This window comes from Klebsiella sp. WP4-W18-ESBL-05, from assembly GCF_014169075.1.
GTDB lineage: Bacteria > Pseudomonadota > Gammaproteobacteria > Enterobacterales > Enterobacteriaceae > Kluyvera > Kluyvera ascorbata_B.
In genome coordinates this window covers 2,615,740-2,633,348 of sequence record NZ_AP022057.1, presented here as the reverse complement: position 1 = coordinate 2,633,348, position 17,609 = coordinate 2,615,740, and the positions used below count along the sequence as shown (strand labels likewise).

The following is a 17,609-nucleotide window of genomic DNA, read 5'->3' as shown; positions in this document are numbered from 1 at the left end:
TTTTGAATGCTAAGGATACGTAAAGATATACGCATGAGTATAGGTCGTTTAAATGGGGGCGCGTAGAGGTAATCTCAATCAGAATCAACTGAAATTCCTCACATTTTATTATGCAGCAGCTACGCTTAATCCATCACAGCGGTTTCACTATCTGGTCTGACATGACACAATATGCGCCTTTGGACCGCCCGCTGTGCGGCCAGGCATGACTGCTTTTTCAATCTGGATATGACTGCACCCATGAAGGGTAAATATAAAGCCATCATTGCGCTACTCCTGCTTTTAGTACTGCTGCCGCTCACGCTGGTGATGACGTTGGGGTACTGGGTTCCTACGCTGGTGGGCATCTGGCTTCCGGCCGGAACGCGCATTGCCTTTAACGAAAGCCCGCGGCTGACCCGCTCGGCGCTACGCATTCCCGATCTTCGCTATCTGGTAGGCGACTGCGAACTGGCGACGCTCAAAGAAGTGACCCTGTCACATCCAAGCCGCTGGCGACTGCACGCCGCGGCGGTCAACCTCAACTCACTCTGCTTTACTAAACTGCCGCAAAACGATGCCGTGCCTGGTGCGCCGCGCACGCTGGCGGAGTGGCAGTCAATGCTGCCCAATACCTGGCTGACGATTGATTCGCTCAGCATTTCGCCGTGGCAAAAATGGCAGGGCAAGCTAACGTCTTCGCTCACCCCGCAGCGCCAGGACATCGCGTACGAGGGCGAGCAGGTCGCACTGCGTGCCCGCCTGCACGGGCAGGCGCTGACGGTCAGCGAGTTTCGCGCTAGCCTGCTTGACGGGGAACCGCCGGTAAAGCTGCTGGGGGAGTTTACGCTGCCGCTGGTGCCGGATGGCTTACCGATCAAAGGGCATCTCGAGTCGACGTTTCAGGTGCCTCAGGTGCCGTCTCCGGTTGACGCCGAGCTCAACTGGGACGGTAATCAAGGTCAACTGGTGATGATGGCCCGCGGTGAAGACGATCCGCTGGTCGATTTGCCGTGGACCTTAACCGAACAACGGCTCACCATCAGCGATGGCCGCTGGAACTGGCCTTATCAGGCCGGTATTCCGCTGAGCGGGCGCGTAGGCGTGAAGCTGGAAAACTGGCAGCAGGGGGTAGATAAGACGCAGGTAAGCGGTCGTCTTAGCGTGCTCACCTCCGGCGATGCCGGCAAAGGCGTGGCGGTGTTGAACATGGGGCCCGGCGTGCTCAGTGTGGACAACAGCGACATGCCGCTTCAGCTGGTGGGGGAAGCCAAGCAGGGCGATCTGATTTTCTACGCCAAACTGCCCGCACATCTCAGCGGCCCGCTGATGACGCCGGTGCTGGCGTTCCAGCCCGGGGCACTGCTGCGTTCACGCGGGCGAGTGATTGATGCGCTCAATATTGACGACGTGCGCTGGCCGCTGGCCGGGGTGAAAATCTCCACTCAGGGGATTGATGGCCGCCTGCAGGCGATCCTTCGCGCCCACGAGCAGCAGACCGGGGATTTTGTGCTGCACCTTGATGGGCAGGCCGACAACTTTATGCCGGATAAAGGCACCTGGCAGTGGCGCTACTGGGGCGACGGTCATTTCACTCCGATGCAGGCGCGCTGGGATGTGACCGGCACCGGAGAGTGGCGCGACAGCGCGATTGTCCTCAATACGTTATCGACCGGTTTTGATAAGCTCCAGTACGGCACCATGACTATTGATAAGCCGCGCCTGAAGCTGGAGCAGCCGATTCACTGGATCCGCAATGAACAGCATCCGTCCTTTACCGGCGCATTGGCGCTGGACGCCAGCGAAACCCGTTTTACCGGCGGCAGCGTACTGCCTGCCTCGGCGTTAACCTTCAGCGTGGAAGGGCGCGATCCCACATTCTTTCAGTTTAAAGGTGACCTCAAGGCGCAGGCTATCGGCCCGGTGCGCGTAACCGGGCGCTGGGACGGTGAGCGTCTGCGCGGCCAGGCGTGGTGGCCCAAGCAGTCGCTGACGGTATTCCAGCCACTGGTGCCACCGGACTGGAAAATGAAGCTACGCGAGGGGTCGCTGTACGCACAGGTCGCCTTTTCCGCCGCCGCTGGCCAAGGCTTTGAAGCAGGCGGCCACGGCGTGCTGCGCAGCGGCAGCGCGTGGATGCCGGATAACGAAATTAATGGCGTTGATTTTGTGCTGCCGTTCCGTCTGAAGTCGGGCGTCTGGCAGTTGGGGACGCGACGTCCGGTTTCGCTGCGTATCGCCGAAATTGTTAACCAGGTGACCGCACGTAACGTGACCGCCGACCTTCAGGGCACCTGGCCGTGGAGCGAAGCATCGCCATTGCAGCTGAGCGACGTCAGCGTTGATGTGCTTGGCGGCAAGGTGACGATGCAGCAGCTGCGGTTGCCGCAGCATGATGCGGCGCTGCTGCGTTTACAGCATATTTCGACCAGTGAACTGGTGAGCGCGGTTAACCCGAAACAGTTTGCAATGTCCGGAGCGGTCGATGGCGCGCTGCCGCTGTGGCTGAACGACAGTCAGTGGATTATTAAAGACGGCTGGCTGCATAACCCGGGCCCGATGACCCTCCGGCTTGATAAAGACACTGCCGATGCGGTTGCTGCGGACAACATCGCCGCTGGCGCCGCCATCAACTGGCTGCGCTACCTGGAAATCTCACGCTCGTGGACGCGCATTAACCTCGATAGTCTGGGACAGTTATCGCTTCAGGCCACGGTTACCGGTACCGGGGTGATGGATGAAAAACGCAGTACGGTGCAGCTCAACTATACGCACCAGGAGAATGTTTTTGATTTGTGGCGAAGCCTGCGCTTTGGCGACAAACTTCAGTCATGGCTTGAGCAACACGCGACCCTTCCCGGGGTGCCGTGTCGTAGCGGCAAGGAATGTAAGGAGCAACAATGAAATTATCCATCGCCATGCTGGCCGTCGCGGCAACGGCATTGCTATCGGGCTGTGTACCGCGTATAGAGGTGGCGGCGCCGAAAGAGCCGATTACCATCAATATGAACGTCAAGATTGAGCATGAAATCCGCATCAAGGCCGATAAGGACGTTGAGGATCTGCTCAAATCGCGTAGCGATCTATTCTGAGGCCGGTGATGATAAGACAAATGCGTATAATCGCGGTTTTGCTGGGGGGCCTGATCGGCGCGCAGGCGATGGCATTAACGCTGTCGGACGCCCGCACACAGGGGCGGGTAGGCGAAACACAGGGCGGCTATCTGGCGCCGATCGCGCAGGACAGTGAAACGCTGGCGCTGGTGAAAAAGATTAATCAGGCCCGTAGTGAGAGCTATCAGCAGCTTGCGCAAAGTCATAACCTGCCGCCGCAGGACGTGGCGCGGCTCGCTGGAAAAAAACTGATTGAAAAAGCGCAGCCTGGGGAATATGTGCAGGGGATTAACGGTCAGTGGGTGCGCAAGTAACATACTGGCAGGGATAAGAAAAAGTCTATTCCGGTTGAAAGAAGGGCTGTAACTCGCTCATAATCCTGGCATCTAACCTGTTTGTCGGCCACGCTTTTACCGACGGCATAGGACAATAATAAAGGAATTCGTTATGGCAGAAGAAACCATTTTCAGCAAAATTATTCGTCGGGAAATCCCGTCGGACATGGTGTATCAGGATGAACTGGTGACCGCTTTTCGTGATATCTCTCCGCAGGCCCCAACCCACATTCTGATTGTGCCAAATACGCTGATTGCCACCACTAATGACGTTAGCGCGGAGCATGAGCAAACGCTGGGGCGGATGGTCACGGTGGCGGCCAAAATTGCGCAGGATGAAGGGATTGCCGAAGATGGCTACCGCCTGATCATGAACTGCAACCGTCACGGCGGCCAGGAAGTTTACCACATTCATATGCACCTGCTGGGCGGGCGCCCGCTGGGGCCGATGCTGGCACATAAAGGCTAACTTATGAAATCGGCATGTCTGGTTCTTTTGCTGGCTACGGCGCTGCTATCCGGGTGTCATTCACGCCCGGAAATCGCCGTCGGTGAACAGCAGACGCTGGTGATGGAGTCCAACGTTCTGGCCGCCGGGATCAGCGCAGAACAGCCTGAACTGACGCTGTCGGACATTCAGGCCACCGCCAGTGCAAAGCTGTTCAATGAAAGGCGAGAGCCGGTCACCGTTCACTATCGTTTTTATTGGTATGACGCCAGAGGGCTGGAAATGCACCCGCTGGAGGCGCCGCGCAGCGTGACGATACCCGCGATGGGCTCGGTCACCCTGTACGGGACGGCTAACGGTTTGGGGGCGCATAAAGCCCGACTGCATCTTTATCTCTGAGGGGTAAACAGGAATGAGTAAATTGGGTCGCTATGCGTTGATTGCTTCGCTGGCAATCGTGCTTGCCGGGTGTACGGTACGTCAACAGCCTGCACCGGTAGAGACGGCGAATCCGCAGCAGCCACAGCAGCCTGTTGAGCCGCAGCAGCCGGTGCCAACGGTACCGACGGTGCCGACGATTCCGCAGCAGCCGGGGCCGATTGAGCACGGCGGAGAAACGCCAGCGCAGCCTACGCCGCGTGTGCGTCATTACGACTGGAACGGCGCAACGCAGCCGCTGGTCGCAAAAATGCTGCAAACCGGCGGCGTTAACGCGGGCAGCATTCTGCTGGTCGATAGCGTCAACAACCGCACCAACGGTTCGCTGAACGCGGGCGAAGCCACCACCGCGCTGCGTAATGCGCTGGCGGGGAACGGCAAGTTCACGCTGGTCTCTGCGCAGCAGCTGGCGGTAGCGAAACAACAGCTGGGCCTGTCGCCGCAGGATAGCCTGGGTTCGCGCAGTAAAGCGATGGGGATTGCCCGCAACGTCGGCGCCCAGTATGTGCTGTATACCAACGCCACCGGCAACGTCAATGCGCCGACGCTGCAAATGCAGCTGATGCTGGTGCAAAGCGGTGAAATCGTCTGGTCAGGTAAGGGTGCGGTTGCGCAACAGTAAGCTCTCGCGTGACGCGCTGTTGTCACGCGAATTTCCGCATTATCACGTCGTCGCCAGCCCTGAAACTTCAGGGCTGAGCGGCAGCAGCTGTATTCTGCAATGCGGCGAAAGGCGGCTGGTGCTACGCCAGCATCACGCGCCCGATGCGCCGGAAAGCGAATTCCTTCGCCAGTATCATGCGCTGCGTCAGCTACCGTCGACGCTGGCGCCAAAGCCTATCTTTTATACGCCCGGCTGGATGGCGGTCGATTTTTTAGCCGGAGAGATCAAAAGCGTGCTCCCGGCGCCTCGACCGCTGGCCACTCTCCTGTATGATTTACACCAGCAGCGCCGATTCGGCTGGCGGCTCGCTTTGTTGCCGCTGCTTGAGCAGTACTGGCAGCAGTGTAGCCCGTCGCGACGAACCCCGCGCTGGCTTCGCTGTTTGCAGCGCCTGCGTCAGCAGGGGGAGCCGCGCCCGTTACGGCTGGCGCCGCTGCATATGGATGTCCACGCGGGCAATATTGTGCACACGGTAGACGGTTTACGTCTGATCGACTGGGAATATGCCGGTGACGGTGATGTTGCCCTGGAGCTGGCGGCCGTGTGGACGAAGGACAATCAACAGCGTCATCAGCTGGTGCAGGCCTACGCCATGCTGGCGAGAATACCGCCGGAACGGCTTTGGCGTCAGACAATGCGCTGGCGACCATGGGTACTGATGCTGATGGCGGGCTGGTACGAGTGTCGCTGGCAGCGGACCGGTGACGAACAATTTATCACGCTGGCCAATGAAACCTGGCAGCAGCTTAAGAATGATAAGGAGGCCGTGTGGGGCCAGTAATGTTGGATGTGGAAGGCTACGAGCTGGATGCCGAAGAACGTGAGATTCTGGCGCACCCGCTGGTGGGTGGCTTAATTCTGTTTACCCGTAACTATCACGATCCGGCGCAGCTACGTGAGCTGGTACGCCAGATTCGCAGCGCGTCGCGTAACCATCTGGTGGTGGCCGTGGATCAGGAAGGCGGCCGCGTGCAGCGCTTCCGTGAAGGTTTCACCCGCCTGCCGGCCGCGCAGTCTTTTGCCGCCGTTCTGGGCGAAGAGCAAGGGGGGCGCATGGCGGCCGAGGCGGGCTGGTTGATGGCCAGCGAAATGATCGCCATGGATATTGATATCAGCTTCGCGCCGGTGCTCGACGTTGGGCACATTTGCACCGCCATCGGCGAGCGCTCCTATCATGAAGACCCGCAAAAGGCGCTGGCGATGGCACGCCATTTTATTGACGGTATGCACAGTGCCGGTATGAAAACGACCGGTAAACATTTCCCGGGCCACGGCGCGGTCACCGCCGACTCGCACAAAGAGACGCCGCACGATCCTCGTCCGGAAGCGGACATCCGTGCAAAAGATATGGCGGTGTTCAGGACGTTAATTACCGAGAATGCGCTGGACGCGATTATGCCGGCGCACGTTATTTATGATGCGGTCGATCCGCGTCCAGCCAGCGGTTCCGCCCATTGGCTGCAAACCGTACTGCGCGGCGAGCTGGGGTTCAACGGCGTTATTTTCTCTGACGATCTGTCGATGGAAGGCGCGGCAATTATGGGGAGCTACGCCGAGCGCGGCCAGGCGTCGCTCGATGCCGGTTGCGATATGATCCTCGTCTGCAATAATCGTAAAGGTGCGGTGAGCGTGCTGGATAACCTGTCACCGATCAACGCAGAGCGTGTTACGAAGTTGTATCATAAAGGTTCATTTAGCCGTCAGGAACTGATGGACTCCGCCCGCTGGAAAACGGTTAGCGCTCAGTTGGAACAACTCCATGAACGCTGGCAGGATGTGAAGGCTGGTCATTAACCCTCCCGGTGTGGGAGTAATGGTGTGGTGAGGACGCGATGATTATCTATTTACACGGTTTTGACTCGAATAGCCCTGGTAACCATGAAAAAGTGCTGCAGCTGCAGTTTATCGACCCGGATGTACGGTTGATTAGCTACAGCACGCGGCATCCGAAGCATGACATGCAGCATCTGCTTAAAGAAGTGGACAAAATGCTGCAGCTGAACGCCGATGAGCGTCCGCTGATTTGCGGCGTGGGGCTGGGTGGCTATTGGGCCGAACGTATCGGTTTCCTGTGTGATATTCGCCAGGTGATGTTTAACCCGAATCTGTTCCCCAACGAGAACATGGACGGCAAGATAGATCGCCCGGAAGAGTACGTGGATATTGCCACTAAGTGCGTCAATAACTTCCGTGAGAAAAACCGCGATCGTTGCCTGGCCATTCTCTCTCGTCATGATGACGCGCTGGATAGCCAGCGTTCAGCTGACATGCTGCATCATTACTACGAGATCATCTGGGACGAACAGCAGGGCCATAAGTTCAAGAATATCTCGCCGCACCTGCAGCGAATCAAAGCGTTTAAAACGTTAGGTTAAACGCGGATCGGAAAAGCCCCGGCGTCGTCGAGTCGCCGGGGCTTTTTTTTGTTAATTTTTAACCTGGCACGGGCGTTTTTTACGGGCTTAGCCGCCGTTCGTTCAACTTCTGTGCGATAAAACTTGATACACATCAATTTTGGTATGACCAATGCACCATTCATGTTATTCTCATTGCAGCTGAATGGTTTCTTGTTAGTAACTTGTTGTTAATTAAAGGCTATATTTATAACTTTTAATTAACAATTGGTTAATAAATTTTAAGGGGGTCTCGTGACTACGCCAATGAAGAAAATTGTAATTGTAGGTGGCGGCGCTGGCGGCCTGGAACTGGCGACTCAGCTGGGGCACAAACTTGGCCGCGGTAAAAAAGCGAAAATTACGCTGGTAGACCGTAACCATAGCCACCTGTGGAAGCCGCTGCTGCACGAAGTGGCGACCGGTTCGCTCGACGAAGGCGTAGATGCGCTGAGCTATCTGGCGCATGCGCGTAATCATCATTTCCAGTTCCAGCTGGGTTCGGTGATGGACATCAACCGCGAAGCAAAAACCATTACGCTGGCCGAGCTGCGCGATGAAAAGGGCGAGCTGCTGGTGCCGGAGCGTAAGCTGGCGTATGACACACTGGTGATGGCGCTGGGCAGCACCTCGAACGATTTCAACACCCCGGGCGTGAAAGAGCACTGTATCTTCCTCGATAACCCGCATCAGGCGCGTCGTTTCCACCAGGAAATGCTGAACCTGTTCCTGAAATATTCGGCTAACCTTGGCGCGAATGGCAAGGTCAACATTGCGATTGTCGGCGGCGGGGCGACCGGCGTTGAGCTGTCGGCTGAGCTGCACAACGCGGTGAAACAGCTGCACAGCTACGGCTATAAAGGCCTGAGCAATGAAGCGCTGAACGTCACGCTGGTGGAAGCCGGCGAACGCATTCTGCCCGCGCTGCCGCCGCGCATTTCCGGCGCAGCGCACAGCGAACTGACTAAAATGGGCGTGCGCGTACTGACCCAAACGATGGTGACCAGCGCAGACCAGGGCGGTTTGCACACCAAAGACGGCGAATATATTCAGGCCGATCTGATGGTGTGGGCGGCAGGCATCAAAGCGCCGGACTTTATGAAAGAGATCGGCGGGCTGGAAACCAACCGCATTAATCAGCTGGTGGTGGAGCCGACGCTGCAAACCACCCGCGACCCGGATATCTATGCGATCGGCGACTGCGCATCCTGCGCGCGTCCTGAAGGGGGCTTTGTGCCGCCGCGCGCCCAGGCTGCACACCAGATGGCAACCTGTGCGCTGAATAACATTCTGGCACAGATGAAAGGCAAAGAGCTGAAGCCGTACACCTATAAGGATCACGGCTCTCTGGTGTCACTGTCCAACTACTCGACCGTTGGCAGCCTGATGGGCAACCTGATGCGCGGCTCAATGATGGTAGAAGGGCGTATTGCCCGTATGGTGTATATCTCGCTGTATCGTATGCACCAGATTGCGCTGCACGGTTACTGCAAAACCGGTCTGATGATGCTGGTGGGAAGTATCAACCGCGTCATTCGCCCGCGTCTGAAGCTGCACTAATCTCCGCACCCGGCCTGCATGTTCTGATGCGTGCAGGCCGGATTGGCACAGCGCTATTCGGCAATACATGCCAACGTAGCCTGATGGTGCCACGCTTTCCAGGTTTCAAATCGTTACCCGTGTTTATCCTCTCGTTGGCCTTCAGAATTCTCTCAAACACCTCTTTCGCCAGAGAAAATCCTGCTTTTGGGCTTTTGTCTGATAGCGCTCATTTACCTTAAGTTGCACAATTGTTACCAATAGCAACAAAGGAGGATGTCCCGTGAATAAATCAATGTTGGCGGGTATGGGTATTGGCGTCGCCGCCGCGCTTGGGGTGGCTGCCGTGGCGAGTATGAATGTCTTCGATCGCGGCCCGCAGTATGCGCAGGTGATCTCCGCTACGCCCATCAAGGAAACCGTAAAAAACCCGCGTAAAGAGTGCCGCAACGTGACGGTCACCCACCGTCGTGCGGTCCAGGATGAAAATCGTATCGCTGGCTCAGTGCTGGGCGCGGTGGCAGGCGGTGTCATTGGTCATCAGTTCGGCGGCGGGCGAGGTAAAGACGTTGCCACCGTCGTCGGTGCGCTGGGCGGCGGCTATGCCGGTAATCAGGTGCAGGGTGCGATGCAGAACAACGATACCTACACCACCACCGAGCAGCGTTGTAAGACGGTGTATGACAAGTCTGAGAAGACGCTCGGCTATGATGTGACTTATAAAATCGGCGACCAGCAGGGAAAAATCCGCATGGATAAACAGCCTGGTAGCCAGATCCCGCTGGACAGCAACGGCCAGCTGGTACTGAATAAAGCCTAAAAAAGCATGAGTGTGCGATTCGCCCCGTCGTCTCCCCGACTGCGGGGCGTTTTTTTATGCGGCAATCATCTGCGGCCACAGACGCAGGGTGGTTTCCGTAATTTGCATCAGCGTTTCAAAGCTTGCCCCTTCGCGAGCGCTGATTGACATGCCCTGTAAAATACAGCCCAGGAACAGCGCCAGTTCGGCGACGTTTTTCTCTGCCGGGATTTCCCCGCGCGCTTGCCGCAGCTGCAGGAACTGGCTCAGCGTCTGCTCCTGTACCGCGTGGCGTGACTTGATAGTCTTCGCGATCTCTTTAGAAGACGCCGCCAGGGCCGCCGAGGTGTTAATCATAAAGCAGCCCGCCGGCGTGTCCTTGCTGGTAAAGCAGGTTGCGACAGCGGTGAAATAGTTGCGTAACGCTTCAATGAGCGTCTGTTCTTCGCAAAACAGACAGGCTTCATTCTTCGATGCAAAGCGGCTGATATAGTGATCGAGAACGGCGCGGAACAGCCCCTCTTTATTCACAAATTCAGCGTACAGCGTCGGTGCCTTTGCCCCCGTAGCCTCGACAAGGTCGGAGAGGGATGTTGCTTCGTAACCATACTGCCAGAATAGCGTCATCGCTTTATCAAGCGCCGCTTCCCGGTCGAATACTTTAGGTCGCCCACGGCCTTTTTTCGCGCAACCTTGCGTGTCAGTTGTCATCGTGCCGCCTACCTCAGTCGGTGATTAGTGAACGGTCATTATAAAAATAATCTGCGACGGGGGCTAGCGCTTCCGCCGAGAAATACGAATTCATCATATTTGTATGAAAAATATATGAATTTATAATAAATAAACGGTCGTTATAAAAATACGTTGACGTGTGACCTGGATCTCATTATTATTATCTTATCGATCGTTAAGTTAATAACGTCTGACCTACAAAATTCATCTGCAAGGTAACAATCATGAAAAACGTAAAAACCCTGGCCATCGCCGCTGTACTGAGCTCTCTGTCATTTGCAAGTTTTGCCGCTGTTGAAGTGCAATCCACTCCGGCAGACCAGCATAAAGTCGGCAACATTGCCGCATCCGCAGGCCCGAACCTGGCATCCCTGGAACAAGAATTAGCGCAGAAAGCTGACGAAATGGGTGCGAAATCTTTCCGCATCACCTCTGTTAGCGGTCCGAACTCCCTCCACGGCACTGCGGTAATCTATAAATAAGCGTTAAAACCCTCATAATGCTTATGTCACTGCAATAAAAAAGGCCCTGAGCGTATCCCGCTCAGGGCCTTTTACTTTTCAGCGTTTTTTCTACATATTTTGCTGCGTGACGCCGTGATGGCGGGTCACATCGACCGGCATACCGGAACGCACGGTCATGACTTTATTCATCACTTCCGCATCGGTACCCGCGCTTTGGCTAAACGCCTGCATGCTGGCATTCAGCACAATCGGCAGCGTTTTCGGATCGTCATCAATATGCTCAGACAACGGCTGGTGGACCTCGACCAGATGCACGCCGTTTGGCTCAATAGACGCTTTGATCGGCGTATTAATAATGTTCACTTTAGTGCCCGGGGACACCTTATCGTACAACGCTTTAATGTCGTTATCGCGCAGGCGAATACAGCCGGAGCTCACGCGCATACCGATGCCGAAATCGGCATTGGTGCCGTGCAGCAGGTACACACCGCCGTAGGCCGCCAGACGAATGGCGTGATGGCCCATCGGGTTGTCCGGCCCGGCCGGCATGACAGCAGGCAGCTCGATGCCCTGCGCGCGGTAGCGTGCGCGGATGTTGGCCGTCGGCGTCCAGGTCGGATTGGCGCGTTTATCGGAGACGGTGGTGACCATGGTCGGTGTCACCGTGGTGCCGCCAAGCTGACCGATGCCAATAGGGTAAACGGTGACGGTATTGCTGCCCGGCGGATAGTAATACAGCCGTAGCTCGGCGAGGTTAAGCACAATGCCTTCACGCGGTACATCCGGCAGCAGCGTCTGCAGCGGGATGGTCAGCACGCTGCCGGGACGCGGTACGTAAGGGTCAACGCCTGGATTGGCCTGCAGCAGCGCCAGGAAACCGACGTTATATTTTTTCGCAATGGCTTCCAGTGAACCGCCGTTGTTTTCGACGACGTGGAAGCGGTTTTCACCCACCAGGCGGCTACCCGGCGGCGGCAGCGGCCAGGTGTTGGCGCTGACCGGCAGCGCAACGCTGACGGCAAGCACAATCCCGGCCAGCCAGCGTGAAAGTTGCAGTGTGTGTCGCATCGCGCTAATCCCTCAAAGTCACAAATGTTGTCCAAAAGTTAAAGTGGCTATTATGCGTAAGGATACTGTAGGGAAGTGACGATGGATTGAAAGAGTATGTAAAGCCCGAAGCCTGCACGTACGCTGGCCCCGGGCGGCAGGATCAGAAGGACATTTTCACCGTAAACTGCACTTCACGCGGGTCGCCAATCTGGTTACCCAGGTTATTGCTGGCAATTGACGAGGTATAGTAGGTCTTGTTAAACAGGTTCTTAACGTTAACCTGCAAGGTGACCGGATATTGCAGCTTCATTTTGTACGCGGCGAAAACGTCCGCGACGGCATAACCCGGTAAGTAGTAGTCCGCGCCGTTGGTGCCGGAACGGCGGCTCAGAGCGTGACCACCGCCGCCTACGGTTAAGGTATTGCTGTCGTAGACGTTGTGAATGTCATAGGTCAGGAATAGCGAACCGGTATGGCGCGGCACGTTCGGCAGCGGCTTACCCGCATAGTCCGGATCTTCCAGAACCTTCGCGTCGGTGTAGCCATAGCTGCCGATAATATTCAGGTTGTCGGTCAATGAACCGGCAACGTCAACTTCAATCCCCCGTGAGCGGACTTTCCCGGCGGTTTTCGCGTAGGTTTCATCGCCGATGGTTTCGGTATACAGCACGTTGCGTTTGTGGATATCAAAGAACGTCACGTTCGACGTTACACCGTCGAAGAGGTCGAACTTGGCGCCGACTTCGTAGGAGGTTGCTTCTTCCGGCGGCAGATCGCCAATGTAGCTGGCAATAGAGGACTGCGGCATAAACGACTGCGCGACGTTACCGAATAGCGAGACCTGCGGCGACAGTTTGTACACCAGGCCGAATTTCGGCGTCAGTTTTTCATCCTGGCTGTCGGTATTTGCCTGGAACGGACGGCCTTTGCCCGCATACTGGGTGTAGTACTGGTAGCGCACGCCCGCGACCGCAATCCATTTATCCGTCAGATATAACGCGTCCTGTAAATAGGTGGCGTAGGTTTCCTGCTGAATACGCTGATCGCTGTCGGCAGCCGACACGGTGGTGCATTTATCCAGCGTACCGTACACCGGATTGTAGATATTAAGGCTCTTTTTAACATTCTTACAGCGGATCATATCCGTGCGCAGCAGGTCATAATTCTCATAGGCGATGCCGGTGAGCAGCTCATTATAGAAGCCACCGATCACCACGTTTCCTTGTAAATCTGCCCGCGTGGCATGCATGCGCTGGGTTGAACCCTGCGTGGCGTCGACGCGGCGGGTCAGGTCGCCGGTTTTGGCGTCATAGGCCATCACGCGCGCCTGGTTGTCGCTGTACATATCCTGGCTGAAGCTGTAGTCGAAACGCGCGGTCCATTGGCTATTGAGACGGTACTCCGCGTTCAACTGCGTGAGGTCAGAATTGCCGTCGGTAATGTTAAACGGTTCGTCGAAGCGTTCTTTACTCGGTACGTTAACCGCCTGACCGGTATTCAGGTCAAAAATTGTGCCACGATCGAAAGGCGTATTGTAGTTCCGGTGGGACCACGACAGGTTAACCGTGGCGTCATCGCCAAACCAGGTCAGGGAAGGGGCAATAAAGCTGCTACGCGACTGACCAAAGCTGCGCCAGTAATCTTCATTCTGGTATTCACCAACCAGGCGATAGGCCAGACGGGTACCGTCGATAGGCCCGGTGACGTCAATCTGTCCGGTACCGCCGCCGAAGCTGCTGGAGGTGGCGGAAATATCACCCGAAAAGGTACGTTCCGGGCGTTTGGTGACAACATTAATCAGCCCGCCGGGATCGAGTATGCCATACAGCGTCGAGGCGGGTCCTTTCAACACTTCAACACGCGACGTCGCGGCATTAAAACTGCGCGGCAATACGGTACGTAGACCGTTGGTCATAATCGAACCGTCGCGGTTTGCACCAAAGCCGCGACGGGTGAAGGCATCCTGGGTGCCGCCGAGGGTATTGGTTTGCACAACGTTGGCGACGTTATACAGCGCTTCATCGAGTGAAGTTGCATGCTGATCGGCCAGTACTCGATCGCTGACGGTATTCACCACCTGCGGAATATCGAGCATAGGCATTGAGGTCAACGTGGCCGTCGAGCTGCTGAGCGGCTGGTAGCCGTCCGTCACGTCCCGATCTGCCTGCGCGGTCGCGCCGACCACCGTCATGGATTCTTCTTTTTTTGCCGCGTCACCCTGCGGCTGTGCTTCCGCCGCCATCAGCGAAGGGGACGCGACCGCCCCCAGAAAAAGCAGTGAAAAAAGCGCGCGCCCGGTAGTTCCCGTGAACGTCGGGGATAACTGTGTCATCTCTCTGTTTCCCATAAAAAATCTGCCGATGGACGGCAGACAAATTGTATAAAAATCATTGCCCTGAATCGCAAAATCTATCCGTTCACAAGCGTTATAAACGTTCCGGATATGTAATGAGAATCATTCAAACATGACGAAATGTAGTAGTAAATGCATGGAGGAATAAATTTATAAGGCACAGGTAACGCAGGCTTTCAGGGGCGAGAGTAACGAGGTGGTGTGTTTTAACTATTTGAATATTTATATTTTTATTGTTCATGATGTGTCTGGCGGAACGCGGCGGCGCTCGAAAACCTTATGAAGCAAAGTGGTAATGTAGCGAGCTTGACTACTACATTACGTCATTGCATGATCAAAAGAGAATGAGATTTATTTAAAGTGCGAAACGATATCACGTCGTTGCGGCCGGAGAGAACGAAATATGCCTCAGCGGCAAGATACCCCGCAGGAAAGCGGGATTGTGCTGGAATCCCTGTGCGCAGGATACGGTAATCAGCGAATTGTCGATAACATCAGCCTGACGCTGCCCGTCGGTAAAATGACGGTGCTGGCAGGGGCTAACGGGTCGGGTAAGTCCACCTTACTGAATACGATTGCGCGCATGCTCAAGCCGCTGGGCGGCTGTGTACGTCTTGATGGTCGCGATATTCATCAGCAACCGACAAAGCAGGTCGCACGCCAGTTGGGGCTGCTGCCGCAGTCGCCGCTGACCCCGGAAGGTTTGACGGTATTTGAACTGGTGTCGCGTGGCCGCTATCCCTGGCAGGGGCTGATTCGTCAGTGGTCAGAGCAGGACGAGCTGGCGGTGGAAGAGGCGCTTCGGCTGACCGGGACGCTGGAATATGCGCATCTGGCGGTAGACAGTCTTTCCGGCGGCCAGCGTCAGCGCTGCTGGATTGCTATGGCCCTGGCGCAGCAAACCCCTACCATTTTACTGGATGAGCCAACCACCTGGCTCGATCTGCGCTACCAGGTGGAGATCCTTGAACTCCTTCAGCAACTGACCCGCGAACATGGGCGCACGGTCATTACCGTACTGCACGATCTCAATTTTGCCGTTAACTACGCCGATACGCTGGTGTTTATGAAGCAGGGGCGTATTGCGGGCGTGATTGATGAGCAGCAAACGTGCACGCCGACGCTGATCAAACAGGTGTTCGACGTTGACGTGCAGATGTTGCATAACCCGCAGACCGGCAAACCGTTGTTTATGCCGTTTTGCGCGCGTTCGGCGTTGTCCTGATGTCGGAGCAAAGCATGCTGGCGCGACCGCGTTCTTTCCGTCCGTTCTCGGCATTGATGCTGCTTGGTGCGCTGTTGTGCGCGGCGGCGATTATCCATCTTGGCCTTGGCGCGCGGATGATTGCGCCGCGCGTCGTGGTGGAGGCCTTATTCCACTACGATCCGCGTAATTTTGACCATCGTATTATTGTCAGCCTGCGATTAACCCGACTGCTGGCGGCGCTGCTCACCGGCGCGTCGCTTGGCGCGGCGGGTCTGTTGCTACAAACCGTTATTCGCAATCCTTTAGGTGAGCCGCATATCCTCGGCCTGAACGCCGGTGCCACGCTGGCGGTGGTGGCCTGCTCGGCGGCAGGGGTGTCGTTTAGCGACTGGGGTATCAGCCGCCCGCTGGCAGCAGCGGGCGGGGCGGCGGCCCTGTTTGGTCTGGTCATGTTGCTGGCCTGCGCCGGACGCGCGGGGGCGACGGCCATGAAAATAACCCTCTGCGGCGTGGCGCTATCGGCGTTTGCTTCAGCGATAACGGCCTCTATTTTGATCCTGGATGAGCAGACGCTCCAGGCGATGCGCACCTGGCTCGCCGGTGATTTAGCCGGTATGAATTTTCCCTCGCTACAGCTGGCCTGCCTCCCGGCACTATTGGGTGTGCTGATGGCGGCGTGCCTGACGCCGCGGCTGAATATTCTGGCGTTGGGCGACCGCGTTGCCAGCGGGCTGGGCGTGTCGGTGGCGCGGACCCGGCTACTGGGCGTCGTGGCGATTGCGCTGCTGTGCGGCGCATCGGTGTCAATCGCCGGGCCGATCGGATTTATTGGGCTGGTTGTGCCACATGTGATTCGTCGCTGGGCCGGGCAGGATGTGCGCGTTGGGCTGTTGCTGGCGCTACCGACCGGCGCGCTGCTGCTGCTGCTGGCCGATATTCTTGCCCGCTGGCTGCTGGCCCCGCAGGAGCTCGCCACGGGGGTGATGACCGCATTGATCGGGGCTCCGGTGTTTATCGCTATTGCCGTGAGGTATTTCAAATGACGCGCGCGGTGACCAAAGCGGGCTTCCGCCCGTTGATGCTAGGCCCCTGGCGGGTTTTGTTACGCCCAAGGCTATTAAAAATTAGCGCACTGCTGGCGGTGATGATTGCGCTGTTGTTGCTCTATGGGGTAACGCGCGGTTCGTTACCGATCCCTACCAGCGACATAGGGCGCGCGTTGTTTTATCCCCAGTCGCTTAACGCTCAGCAGCTTTATATCGTGCGGGATATCCGCCTGCCGCGCCTGCTGATGGCGATTTTCTGCGGCGGTATGCTGGGGCTGGCCGGCGCTGCGATGCAGTCGATGACCCGTAACGGTCTGGCCGACCCTGGGCTTATCGGCGTAAAAGAAGGCACCAGCGTTGTGGTGCTGACGCTGATCCTCGTTTTCCCGTCGCTAAGCCTGGCCTGGCGGCCGTTGGTGGGGATGGTCGGTGGTGTCCTGGTGGCGCTGCTGGTGATTGTGCTGGCGCGGGATCTTTCACGGCCGCGCTTTATTTTGATTGGTATTGGCGTGTCATGGGCGCTGTCGGCGGCGATGGGGCTGTTTGTCACCACCGCAGATATACGTGATGTCCAGACGGCGATGACCTGGCTTGCCGGCAGCCTGCACGCCGCGACCTGGCCGCTGCTTGCTGTGGCCGTCGCGTGGGCGTTGCCTGCGGTCGTGATTCTGTATCTGACTGCGCGGGCTGCAGATGTGGCGATGCTGGGCAATTCGGTTGCCAGCAGTCTGGGCGTGCGCCTTTCGCGCCTGACCCTGCTGCGCTTTTTCGCGCCGGTGCTGCTGACGGCGGCGAGCGTATCCTGCGTCGGTAGCCTGGGATTTGTCGGACTGATGGCGCCGCATATGGCGCGCTTCTTACTGCGCGGGGGGCAGGTTGCGCTGCTTTCCGGCAGTGCGCTGATTGGCGCACTGCTGGTGTTGCTCACCGATACCCTTGGGCGCCTGGCGTTTGCGCCGCTGCAAATTCCGGCGGGGATCATTATTTCCCTGATCGGCTGTCCGTTCTTTATTTTACTGCTGTGGCGTCGCCGCGACGCTTTGTGAGGA

General features: G+C 57.0%; 18 protein-coding genes. 15 read left to right on the top strand and 3 right to left on the bottom strand.

What is annotated here, in order from left to right; all coding sequences use genetic code 11:
* Positions 1 to 240: 240 nt before the first annotated feature.
* The 11 genes from H7R58_RS12795 to H7R58_RS12745 all read left to right on the top strand — a co-directional run bounded on the left by H7R58_RS12795 (position 241) and on the right by H7R58_RS12745 (position 9,729).
* Positions 241 to 2,883 (top strand): YdbH family protein, encoded by a 2,643-nt coding sequence (locus H7R58_RS12795; protein WP_182934372.1) that lies wholly within the window; start codon positions 241 to 243, stop codon positions 2,881 to 2,883.
* Positions 2,880 to 3,071, top strand: a complete 192-nt coding sequence (locus H7R58_RS12790; RefSeq protein WP_106926698.1) for a YnbE family lipoprotein — start codon at positions 2,880 to 2,882, stop codon at positions 3,069 to 3,071. The genes H7R58_RS12795 and H7R58_RS12790 overlap by 4 nt, the downstream gene beginning before the upstream one ends.
* 20 nt (positions 3,072 to 3,091) lie before the next feature.
* Positions 3,092 to 3,406 (top strand): YdbL family probable chaperone protein, encoded by a 315-nt coding sequence (locus tag H7R58_RS12785; protein WP_223878932.1) that lies wholly within the window; start codon positions 3,092 to 3,094, stop codon positions 3,404 to 3,406.
* 133 nt (positions 3,407 to 3,539) lie between these two features.
* Positions 3,540 to 3,896, top strand: coding sequence for a purine nucleoside phosphoramidase (gene hinT, locus H7R58_RS12780; protein WP_106926702.1), 357 nt, complete (start codon positions 3,540 to 3,542; stop codon positions 3,894 to 3,896).
* Positions 3,897 to 3,899: 3 nt separating this feature from the next.
* Positions 3,900 to 4,274 carry a YcfL family putative periplasmic lipoprotein gene (locus H7R58_RS12775; RefSeq protein WP_106926704.1) on the top strand — a complete coding sequence of 125 codons (375 nt, stop codon included), beginning with the start codon at positions 3,900 to 3,902 and terminating at the stop codon, positions 4,272 to 4,274.
* Between the two features lie 22 nt (positions 4,275 to 4,296).
* Positions 4,297 to 4,935: a penicillin-binding protein activator LpoB gene (lpoB, locus tag H7R58_RS12770; RefSeq protein WP_181358000.1), complete on the top strand. Its 639-nt coding sequence runs from the start codon at positions 4,297 to 4,299 to the stop codon at positions 4,933 to 4,935.
* Positions 4,916 to 5,758 carry a thiamine kinase gene (gene thiK / locus H7R58_RS12765; protein ID WP_182930626.1) on the top strand — a complete coding sequence of 281 codons (843 nt, stop codon included), beginning with the start codon at positions 4,916 to 4,918 and terminating at the stop codon, positions 5,756 to 5,758. Before lpoB ends, thiK begins: the two co-directional genes overlap by 20 nt.
* The gene (gene nagZ, locus H7R58_RS12760; protein WP_182930477.1) at positions 5,758 to 6,771 is read left to right on the top strand and encodes a beta-N-acetylhexosaminidase; all 1,014 of its coding nucleotides are present in this window, start codon (positions 5,758 to 5,760) and stop codon (positions 6,769 to 6,771) included. Before thiK ends, nagZ begins: the two co-directional genes overlap by 1 nt.
* Before the next feature lie 38 nt (positions 6,772 to 6,809).
* Positions 6,810 to 7,352, top strand: a complete 543-nt coding sequence (gene ycfP, locus H7R58_RS12755; RefSeq protein WP_106926712.1) for an alpha/beta hydrolase YcfP — start codon at positions 6,810 to 6,812, stop codon at positions 7,350 to 7,352.
* A 273-nt stretch (positions 7,353 to 7,625) separates the two neighbouring features.
* Entirely contained in the window at positions 7,626 to 8,930 is a 1,305-nt protein-coding gene (locus H7R58_RS12750; RefSeq protein WP_106926714.1) for an NAD(P)/FAD-dependent oxidoreductase, read from the top strand.
* Between the two features lie 262 nt (positions 8,931 to 9,192).
* Positions 9,193 to 9,729 (top strand): glycine zipper 2TM domain-containing protein, encoded by a 537-nt coding sequence (locus H7R58_RS12745; RefSeq protein ID WP_106926716.1) that lies wholly within the window; start codon positions 9,193 to 9,195, stop codon positions 9,727 to 9,729.
* Between the two features lie 54 nt (positions 9,730 to 9,783).
* Here H7R58_RS12745 and H7R58_RS12740 read toward each other — a convergent pair whose 3' ends face one another.
* A complete protein-coding gene (locus tag H7R58_RS12740; RefSeq protein WP_182930478.1) occupies positions 9,784 to 10,419 on the bottom strand; it encodes a TetR/AcrR family transcriptional regulator in 636 nt (211 codons plus the stop codon).
* 245 nt (positions 10,420 to 10,664) lie between these two features.
* Here H7R58_RS12740 and bhsA point away from each other — a divergent pair, with 245 nt between their 5' ends.
* Entirely contained in the window at positions 10,665 to 10,922 is a 258-nt protein-coding gene (gene bhsA / locus H7R58_RS12735) for a multiple stress resistance protein BhsA (RefSeq protein WP_106926720.1), read from the top strand.
* 90 nt (positions 10,923 to 11,012) lie between these two features.
* Here the strand turns inward: bhsA and ldtC are convergent, their stop codons facing one another.
* A complete protein-coding gene (gene ldtC / locus H7R58_RS12730) occupies positions 11,013 to 11,972 on the bottom strand; it encodes a L,D-transpeptidase LdtC (protein WP_106926722.1) in 960 nt (319 codons plus the stop codon).
* A 142-nt stretch (positions 11,973 to 12,114) separates the two neighbouring features.
* Positions 12,115 to 14,196: a TonB-dependent siderophore receptor gene (locus H7R58_RS12725; protein WP_227674221.1), complete on the bottom strand. Its 2,082-nt coding sequence runs from the start codon at positions 14,194 to 14,196 to the stop codon at positions 12,115 to 12,117.
* A gap of 514 nt (positions 14,197 to 14,710) precedes the next feature.
* Here H7R58_RS12725 and H7R58_RS12720 point away from each other — a divergent pair.
* Genes H7R58_RS12720 through H7R58_RS12710 form a run of 3 tightly spaced genes read left to right on the top strand, consistent with a single transcriptional unit; the run spans position 14,711 to position 17,606 of the window.
* Positions 14,711 to 15,532 (top strand): ABC transporter ATP-binding protein, encoded by an 822-nt coding sequence (locus H7R58_RS12720; RefSeq protein ID WP_106926726.1) that lies wholly within the window; start codon positions 14,711 to 14,713, stop codon positions 15,530 to 15,532.
* Complete coding sequence (locus tag H7R58_RS12715) at positions 15,532 to 16,557, top strand: FecCD family ABC transporter permease (RefSeq protein WP_106926728.1); 1,026 nt, start codon at positions 15,532 to 15,534, stop codon at positions 16,555 to 16,557. The genes H7R58_RS12720 and H7R58_RS12715 overlap by 1 nt, the downstream gene beginning before the upstream one ends.
* Complete coding sequence (locus H7R58_RS12710; protein ID WP_182930480.1) at positions 16,554 to 17,606, top strand: FecCD family ABC transporter permease; 1,053 nt, start codon at positions 16,554 to 16,556, stop codon at positions 17,604 to 17,606. The genes H7R58_RS12715 and H7R58_RS12710 overlap by 4 nt, the downstream gene beginning before the upstream one ends.
* Positions 17,607 to 17,609: the final 3 nt, after the last annotated feature.

Bases quoted from the DNA above. Each gene is read 5' to 3' on its own strand.
- nagZ (WP_182930477.1), top strand. From the start codon at position 5,758: ATGTTGGATGTGGAAGGCTACGAGCTGGATGCCGAAGAACGTGAGATT.
- hinT (WP_106926702.1), top strand. From the start codon at position 3,540: ATGGCAGAAGAAACCATTTTCAGCAAAATTATTCGTCGGGAAATCCCG.
- H7R58_RS12795 (WP_182934372.1), top strand. From the start codon at position 241: ATGAAGGGTAAATATAAAGCCATCATTGCGCTACTCCTGCTTTTAGTA.
- H7R58_RS12790 (WP_106926698.1), top strand. From the start codon at position 2,880: ATGAAATTATCCATCGCCATGCTGGCCGTCGCGGCAACGGCATTGCTA.
- H7R58_RS12720 (WP_106926726.1), top strand. From the start codon at position 14,711: ATGCCTCAGCGGCAAGATACCCCGCAGGAAAGCGGGATTGTGCTGGAA.
- H7R58_RS12710 (WP_182930480.1), top strand. From the start codon at position 16,554: ATGACGCGCGCGGTGACCAAAGCGGGCTTCCGCCCGTTGATGCTAGGC.
- H7R58_RS12785 (WP_223878932.1), top strand. From the start codon at position 3,092: ATGCGTATAATCGCGGTTTTGCTGGGGGGCCTGATCGGCGCGCAGGCG.
- ycfP (WP_106926712.1), top strand. From the start codon at position 6,810: ATGATTATCTATTTACACGGTTTTGACTCGAATAGCCCTGGTAACCAT.
- H7R58_RS12725 (WP_227674221.1), bottom strand. From the start codon at position 14,196: ATGGCGGCGGAAGCACAGCCGCAGGGTGACGCGGCAAAAAAAGAAGAA.
- ldtC (WP_106926722.1), bottom strand. From the start codon at position 11,972: ATGCGACACACACTGCAACTTTCACGCTGGCTGGCCGGGATTGTGCTT.
- bhsA (WP_106926720.1), top strand. From the start codon at position 10,665: ATGAAAAACGTAAAAACCCTGGCCATCGCCGCTGTACTGAGCTCTCTG.
- H7R58_RS12775 (WP_106926704.1), top strand. From the start codon at position 3,900: ATGAAATCGGCATGTCTGGTTCTTTTGCTGGCTACGGCGCTGCTATCC.
- H7R58_RS12740 (WP_182930478.1), bottom strand. From the start codon at position 10,419: ATGACAACTGACACGCAAGGTTGCGCGAAAAAAGGCCGTGGGCGACCT.
- H7R58_RS12715 (WP_106926728.1), top strand. From the start codon at position 15,532: ATGTCGGAGCAAAGCATGCTGGCGCGACCGCGTTCTTTCCGTCCGTTC.